The following is a 6496-nucleotide window of genomic DNA, read 5'->3' on the forward strand; positions in this document are numbered from 1 at the left end:
ATAAAAAATCGTATTTTTGCGATAATTAGCAGAGAAAATTTAATAAATGTCAGAAGACAAATCCATAAAATTAATTAAAGCAGTAAAAGAACTGAACATTGGTATGGGTACCATTGTCGATTTTCTTGCTTCCAAAGGTTACAAAGTTGAAAAGCAACCAATGGCCAAGCTGGATAACGATATGTACACTACTTTGTTAAAGGAGTTTGCTGTTGATAAAATTATTAAGGAGGAGGCCAAGCAGATCAGCATAGGCAAAATCAGGAAAGAGGAGCCCGGACAGGCCCCTGAAAAACCTGTTGAAGCCCGTCGTTCAAGAGATTTCGAGAACGAGGAGATACTGATCAAAAACACCGGCCATTTCGCTTCAGCACCGGCTGAAAAGCCTAAACCGATTGAACCTGAAAAGGTGAAAACCGAAGAGCGTAACGAAGCATTGCCGGGTGTAAAGGTAATTGGTAAAATAGACCTTAATAACCTTAACGCTAAGGCGCCCGCAGCCGAAAAACCTGCCGAGGCCCCAAAAGCGCCCGAGCCCGTTGCTGAAACGCCGGCACCTGCACCGGTTGTAGAAACGCCAAAAGCACCAGAGCCTGTTGTAGAAAAACCGGCACCAGTTGCAGAAGTGGAAACGCCAAAAGCACCAGAACCTGTTGCAGAAAAACCTGCGCCGGCCCCTGTTGCAGAAGTGCCTAAAGCCGAAGCACCGGCAGCCCCTGCGGCACCGGTTGTTGAGCCACAAGCAGCAGCAACACCAGCCCCCACAGAAGACGCAGCAGAACCGGATGAAGTTATCCGTGCGAATGCAGAGCGTTTAACAGGGCCAAAAATTATAGGTAAGATACAGTTGCCGGTTAACCAGCCCAAACGCGGTGGCCCGGTAGCATCATCAAGTGCCGCAAGTAATGCTGCCGATCAGAAACGCAAACGTAAGCGTAAAGATCAGCAAGGTGGCCCGGGTGGTAACGGTGGCCAACAGGCCCCGCCAAGTGGTACTATTAATCCAAACCGTCCCGATTTCAGGAACAGACCAACAGCGCCTCCGGGTGGTGGCAACCGTCCTGATTTTAGAGGAGGAAGGCCGCCTGCAAGTTCTGGTCCTAAAGAAGAACCATCAGAAAAAGATATACAAGACCAGATCAAGGCTACACTTGCACGCTTAAGCGGCGCAGGTAAGTCGGGCAAATTTGCGCAGCGTGCAAAATTCCGTCGTCAAAAACGTGATGATGTTGCTGCCAATGCCGATGAACTGGCAATGGAGCAGGATGCACAATCTAAAGTGTTAAAGGTTACCGAGTTTGTTACGGCAAATGAATTAGCCCTCATGATGGATGTGTCAGTAACGCAGATCATCTCAACTTGTATGAGTTTGGGTATGTTCGTATCCATTAACCAACGTTTGGATGCCGAAACCCTAAGCATTGTTGCTGACGAGTTTGGCTACCAGGTTGAGTTTGTAAAACCACAGGACGAAGAGTTTATACTTGATCAGCCTGATGATCCGGAAGATCTGATACCGCGCGCACCAATTGTGACCATCATGGGCCACGTTGACCACGGTAAAACATCATTACTGGATTTTATCCGCAAAACAAACGTAATTGGCGGCGAGGCCGGGGGCATAACCCAACACATTGGCGCTTACGAAGTTACTTTGCCGGGCGATAAAGGAAAGATCACCTTCCTGGATACACCGGGCCACGAGGCGTTTACCGCCATGCGTGCCAGGGGTGCACAGGTAACGGATATTGTTATCATTGTTATTGCTGCTGATGACAGCGTGATGCCGCAAACCCGCGAGGCCATAAACCACGCACAGGCTGCCGGCGCACCTATCATCTTTGCTTTCAACAAAATTGACAGGCCGGGTGCTAACGCCGATAAGGTACGTGAGCAACTATCAGCCATGAACATTTTGGTTGAAGAGTGGGGCGGTAAATACCAAACACAAGAAATATCAGCAAAAACAGGCTTAAATGTTGATCTGCTGTTAGAGAAAGTATTGCTTGAAGCAGAATTGCTTGAGCTGAAAGCTAACCCTAACAAACGTGCCGTTGGTACAGTAATAGAAGCAGCCTTAGATAAAGGCCGTGGTATTGTTACTACCATATTGGTACAGGCCGGCCGCTTAAAAGTGGGCGACCCGATACTTGCCGGTTGCTACAGCGGGCGTGTTAAAGCGTTAACAAACGAGCGTGGCCAAAGGGTCGAATCTGCAGGGCCATCAACACCGGTACAGGTATTGGGTATGCAGGGCGCACCTACAGCAGGCGATAAGTTTAACGTGTTAGATACTGAGCCGGAAGCACGTGAAATTGCGAACAAACGTTTACAATTACAACGCGAGCAGGGCTTACGTACACAGAAACACATCACACTTGATGAAATTGGCCGCCGTTTGGCAGTTGGTAACTTTAAAGAACTTAACATTATTGTTAAGGGTGACGTGGATGGTTCTATCGAAGCGTTATCAGATTCATTACTGAAACTATCTACTGAGCAGATACAGGTTAACATCATATCAAAAGCAGTTGGTCAGATCTCCGAATCAGACGTATTACTGGCTTCTGCATCAGATGCGATCATTATTGGTTTCCAGGTACGTCCTTCGGGAGGTGCGCGTAAACTGGCCGAGGCTGAGCAGATCGATATCAGGTTATACTCTATCATCTACGATGCTATCAACGAGATAAAAGCGGCGATGGAAGGCATGCTAGCACCAACGTTTGAAGAGAAGATTGTTGCGAACGTAGAGATCCGCGAAACCTTCAAGATCAGCAAGGTTGGTACCATTGCAGGTTGTATGGTATTAGATGGTAAAATTAGCCGTAACAGTAAAATACGTATCGTTCGTGATGGTGTAGTGATCCATACTGGTGAGCTGGCTTCATTAAAACGTTTCAAAGACGACGTTAAAGAAGTTGGAACCAATTACGAGTGTGGTTTGAACATTGCTAACTACAACAACATCGAAGTTGGTGATATAGTAGAAGCATACGAAAACGTAGAAGTAAAACGTAAATTAGCGTAAGCGTTAATTACCTTAATATTGAAAAGGACGGTTGTCTACCGTCCTTTTTTTTGTTTGTGTTTTTTTCAATTTGTCATGCTGAGCGATAGCGAAGCATCTATTCGCCAACATATAATAAACTATGTCATTTCGAACGAGCGATAGCGAGGAGAAATCTTGTTCGACAGACAGGTGGCGAACATTGCATAATTAACAAGATTTCTCTCTACGTTCGAAATGACAGGGTGGAGGGAAGCGCGGAGGTTTAAAACCCCTTCTTTCTAACAACGCCCGTTTTCCGGCTTCTTGGTGAAGGTTTATCGGCCACTTCATCGGCACCATAACGCCGGGCCATTTTGGCAATGCGTTCCTCCATAGTTTCGGTGGTGAGGCGCTCGCGGCCAAGGCTATCCACCAGTATAGGGAAGGCAAACGGTGTAGGGCGTTCAATGGTTTTGAGGATGATGTTTTGCGTTTGAATGCGTTGCAGGGCCGCACGCAGGCGGAACTCTTCTAATTGAAAAGCCAACGCTTCATTATAAGCCTGGCGTACCAGCAAATTATCGGGCTCATACTCGTTAAACACCTCGAACAATAAAGAGGTGGATGCCTGGAGATGTTTGTTTTTTACCGGCTGGCCGGGGTAACCCGTAAACACCAGCCCCCCAATGTGCGCAATATCCCTGAACCTTCGCCGGGCCATTTCATTAGCGTTCAGGCTGTGCTGTATATCATCTATCAGGTTATTAATACTGAAGAAATCGGCATCCTCCAAAGCTTCTTCAATAGGTATATCTTCATCCGTCAGCAATTCAAACCCATAATCATTCATGGCGATGGAGAAGCTGGCCGGTTTAATTTTAGAAATGCGGTAAGCAAGCAATGATGCCATACCCTCATGCACCAGGCGCCCCTCAAAAGGATAAAATAAAAGGTGGTGCCCCTCGCGCGATTTAAAGGATTCTATCAAAAACTCGTGGCTTTGCGGCAAGTGCGATAATTTTGCCTGCAGCCCGAACAAGGGCTTAAGCACTTTCACTTCTATATCCGTTTCAATGCCATTGGCCACCTCATCCAGCTTATCTCTAAAAACGGCAGATAATTGCGACGACAGCGGCATCCGCCCGCCATTCCAGCTTGGGATCAGTCCTTTGGTGGATTTTGATTTTTTAACATAAGCCGTCATTTCTTTCACCTTAATAAATTCCAGGCTGCGGCCCGCAAACCAAAAGGTATTACCCGGCTTTAATTTGGATATAAAGCTTTCTTCGACAGTGCCCAAACTACCGCCGCTAAGCCATTTTACGCGGATGCTTAACTCACTGGTGATTGTGCCTATGCTAAGCCTGTGGCGCATGGCTACGCGCCTGCTATTCACTTTAAACAGGCCGTTCTCTACCTCTACCTTTAAAAACTCATCGTACTGGGCAAGGGTTTTACCGCCATTGGTTATAAAATCGAGCAACTGGTTAAACTCATCCCGGCGAAGATCGGCAAAGGCGAAGGTGGTTTTCACCTCCTTAAACAATTCATCGGCGCGGAAACCATCTGATACCGCCAGCGTCACCATAAACTGTATCAGCACATCCATGGTCAACAGCATAGGGTCGCGGCTCTCAAAAACGCCATTTTTAATTGCTTGCTTTAACGCTGCCCCTTCCAATAGTTCTAATGAGTGGGTGGGCACAAAGTATGCCTTTGATATGGCACCCGGATGATGGCCGCTCCTGCCTGCGCGCTGCATAAACCGGGCAACACCTTTAGGGCTGCCCACCTGCACCACCGTATCCACCGGGCGAAAATCCACCCCCAGGTCTAAACTGGAGGTACATACCACTACTTTCAGCGCCTCGGCATGTAGGGCCTGTTCTACCCAGTTACGCAATTCATTATCCAGCGAGCCATGGTGCATGGCCATGATGCCGGCATATTCGGGATAATTATCAATAATGGCGTGATACCAGATCTCGCTTTGCGACCGCGTATTGGTAAATATCAGCGTGGTTTTGCTTTTGGCCACTATTTCCATTACCTGCGGCAAAAGTTTTACACCAATATGCCCGGCCCAACTATAATTCTCAATATTCGGGGGAATAACAGATTCTATCACGAGCTTCTTATCCACATGGGCGCGCACCATCCTAATCCGCTCCGGCGAAAAATCATTCCCCAGCAAAACCTCGGCCGCCTGTTCAAGGTTGCCGATGGTTGCACTGATACCCCATATTCTAAGTCCGGAATCGGAAGTCTGAAGTTTTAAGTCATTGTTACTTTCGCCTGCAGACCTCCTGCTCAAGGCTTTCAATCTGCTCAATCCTAGCTCCACCTGTACACCGCGTTTGGTACCAAGCAATTCATGCCATTCGTCACAAACCATTACTTGCAGGCCTTTAAATACCTTGTCATACTCCTTTTGGGCCAGCATCAGGTGCAGGCTTTCGGGGGTAGTTAAAAGCACTTCAGGTAACTTTCGTTTTAATGCGGCCTTTTCGGCGGCAGAGGTATCGCCGGTGCGGGTCATGATGCGCCAGGGCAGCCCAATATCATCGCATACTTCCTGCATCGCCTTACGGATATCGTTGGTTAGCGCCCGCAGCGGCGTTATCCATAACATCAGCAAGCCGTTGTTTTTTTGTGTGGTATAGGTATCCGGGTATTTATTGATAAAATCGGCCAGAAATGGCAGGAATAATGCAAAGGTTTTACCGCTGCCGGTAGGCGCATTCAGCAACCCCGAAAAGCCCGACAGGTAGGCCTCCTCCATTTCTTTTTGAAACGGAAACTGCTTCCACTGTTTTTGTTTGTACCATTGCTGTATTACCTTTTGGCCTTTTGATGTCATTGTTTATGGTAACAAAATACCTTATTATTGGTTATATCTATCAACCGTAAATTAAACAAATTGTTACAACCATGAATTTTTCAAAATATTTTATAGTCCCGGCACTGGCAATAGCACTATTTTCATGCAAGCAAAAAACTACGCCAGCATCGGCCGATACCATAGCTAACAAAACGGATACCCCCCAGCCGGACAGCCTGATTAAAGCGGCAGATACCAGTGTTGTTGACCTGCCGGGAGACAAACCCGTACCTTTATCTCAGCTGATAGTACCGGGCATAAGCCTTGGCCAAACAACCATCAACGAAAGCGGAGAGAATGTGCACAAAAGATTAGGCACGCCCGATGGCGGAGACGCAGCTATGGGGAAGAGTATATCTATCTGGTACGCCAACCATGATACAACGGGTTACGTAACCCAAATGTATTTTTCGCGCGGGCAGGGTGATGATGAAGTAAAGCGGGTTAAACAGATACGGGTAACCTCGCCGGCATTTAAAATAAACAGCAAGCTACATGTGGGCATTCCGTTAAAAAGTGTTTGGTCGTTATATAATTTAAAAAAGGTGGCAACATTTACATACAATGGTGGCAAACGCAGCCTTTATGATGATATTAAGGGAGGTATCGCTTTTGATGTAGAT

Annotated in this window: 3 protein-coding genes; 2 read left to right on the forward strand and 1 reads right to left on the reverse strand. The window is 47.1% G+C overall.

Annotation, left to right across the window (positions count from 1 at the left end; all coding sequences use genetic code 11):
• Window positions 1-46 precede the first annotated feature (46 nt).
• Window positions 47-3031, forward strand: a complete 2985-nt coding sequence (gene infB / locus WC615_RS05200; protein WP_372977073.1) for a translation initiation factor IF-2 — start codon at window positions 47-49, stop codon at window positions 3029-3031.
• 244 nt (window positions 3032-3275) lie between these two features.
• On the opposite strand, the gene WC615_RS05205 is transcribed toward infB, so the two are convergent.
• A complete protein-coding gene (locus tag WC615_RS05205; protein ID WP_372977074.1) occupies window positions 3276-5852 on the reverse strand; it encodes a ligase-associated DNA damage response DEXH box helicase in 2577 nt (858 codons plus the stop codon).
• A 71-nt stretch (window positions 5853-5923) separates the two neighbouring features.
• Here WC615_RS05205 and WC615_RS05210 point away from each other — a divergent pair.
• A partial coding sequence (locus WC615_RS05210; RefSeq protein ID WP_372977075.1) for a hypothetical protein occupies window positions 5924-6496 on the forward strand: 573 nt, incomplete at its 3' end.

The sequence above is a fragment of the Mucilaginibacter sp. genome, assembly GCF_041663085.1.
In the GTDB taxonomy this organism is placed as follows: domain Bacteria; phylum Bacteroidota; class Bacteroidia; order Sphingobacteriales; family Sphingobacteriaceae; genus Mucilaginibacter.

Excerpts from the sequence above, each read along its gene's own strand:
- infB (WP_372977073.1), top strand. The coding sequence starts at position 47 with ATGTCAGAAGACAAATCCATAAAATTAATTAAAGCAGTAAAAGAACTG.
- WC615_RS05205 (WP_372977074.1), bottom strand. The coding sequence starts at position 5,852 with ATGACATCAAAAGGCCAAAAGGTAATACAGCAATGGTACAAACAAAAA.